This window comes from Bradyrhizobium sp. ORS 375 (genome assembly GCF_000239775.1).
GTDB lineage: Bacteria > Pseudomonadota > Alphaproteobacteria > Rhizobiales > Xanthobacteraceae > Bradyrhizobium.
Genome location: NZ_CAFI01000180.1, coordinates 1 through 1642 on the forward strand (window position 1 = coordinate 1; position 1642 = coordinate 1642).

The 1642-nt window shown below is 68.1% G+C and carries 2 protein-coding genes; one reads left to right on the forward strand and one right to left on the reverse strand.

Annotated elements, in window-relative coordinates; translation table 11 throughout:
• The coding region (locus tag BRAO375_RS15525; RefSeq protein WP_035640514.1) for an outer membrane beta-barrel protein at positions 1-1135 on the forward strand (1135 nt) is incomplete at its 5' end.
• A gap of 144 nt (positions 1136-1279) precedes the next feature.
• On the opposite strand, the gene BRAO375_RS15530 is transcribed toward BRAO375_RS15525, so the two are convergent.
• A partial coding sequence (locus BRAO375_RS15530; RefSeq protein WP_035640518.1) for an NfeD family protein occupies positions 1280-1642 on the reverse strand: 363 nt, incomplete at its 5' end.

A 1642-nucleotide genomic window follows, 5' to 3' on the forward strand; every position in this document is an offset into this window, starting at 1 on the left:
CCTGGTCAAGGGCGCGGTCGAGCTGTCGGCCGGCTATGACAGCAATCCCGCCCGGCTCGCGCGGCCACGCGGCATGCCGGCCTGGATGATCGCGCCGGAATTCTTGGCGGTATCGAACTGGGAGCGGCACGCGCTGGTCGCCGATTTGCGCGGCTCGTTCACCGGCTATCGCAGCACCCTGCCCGCCATGATGGATGGCGGTATCAATTCGGCGCCGACCACGCTCGACCGGCCCGACTTCACCGGCCATGTCGACGGCCGCCTCGACGTCACGCGCGACACCTCGGTCGGTGCTCAACTGCGGCTGCGCGCCGCGACCGACAATCCCGGCAGCCCGAGCGTCCAGGCGGGCCTCGCCCGCTATCCGGTCTACACCACGCTCGGCACCACCGTCGGCTTCGACCAGCGCTTCAACCGGCTGCAGATCTCGGCGGGCGCCACCGCCGACCGCACCAGCTATCAGCAGAGCAAGCTGACCGACGGCACGATGACGTCGAACGACGACCGCAACTACAACCAGTTCGGCGGCATCGGCCGGGTGTCCTACGAGGTCACGCCGGCCCTGAAGCCGTTCGTCGAGGTGCAGGGCAACACCCGCACCTACGACCAGCAGTTCGACCGCTCAGGCTATCAGCGCGATTCCGCCGGCGGCTACGCCAAGGCCGGCACCTCGTTCGAGTTCACGCGGCTTCTGACCGGCGAGCTCTCGCTCGGCTATGCCACACGCAGCTACACCGATCCGCGGCTCAACCGGCTCCAGGGATTTTTGACGTCCGCCTCGCTGGTGTGGTCGGCGACGCCCCTGACGACGGCGCGCTTCCTCTCAGACACCCAGGTCGCAGAAACCACCGTCGCCGGCGCCTCCGGCGTGCTGATCCGCACCTACACCGTGCAGGTCGACCACGATTTCCGCCGCTGGCTGACCGGCATCGGCAAATTCACCTTCGGCACGCTGGACTACCAAGGCTACGGCCGCAACGACCGAACCTATTCGGCCGAAGGCAACCTCGTCTACAAGATGACGCGCAGCCTGTGGGTCAAGGGCACGCTGCGATATGACAAGCTGGACTCGAACATCGCGGGCGCCGCGTCGTCGGGCACGGTGGTGATGCTGGGGGTGAGGCTGCAGAACTGAGCCCCCGCCCCCTCTCTCCCCGTCATTGCGAGGAGCGAAGCGACGAAGCAATCCAGGGCCGCACGTGACGCCCTGGATTGCTTCGCTGCGCTCGCAATGACGCGGTTGGAGCGTCGCTTCAATCAAGCAACACCGCCCGCAGACCTACGCCGCCGTCACCGTCAGATGCGCGCCATCGGCCTGCACAATGCGGACGCGGCTGCCGGCCGGTGTATCCGGGCCGGCGACGCGCCAGACCGTGTCGTCGATGCGCACCGTGCCGTTGCCGTCGATGATCGGCTTCTCCAGGGTGAACTCACGCCCGACCAGCGCGGCCGAGCGGCGGTTGAGGAACGGGTTGTCCTGCGATGGCCCGGCATTGGCGCGGGCGAGGCGCCGCCACAGCGGCACGGCGGCGATCGAGAACAGGGCGAACAGCAGGATCTGCAGTTGCCATCCCGGCGCGAACGCAAACGACAGCAGGCCGACCAGCAGCGCGGCGAGGCCGAGCCAGATCAGGAAGACGCC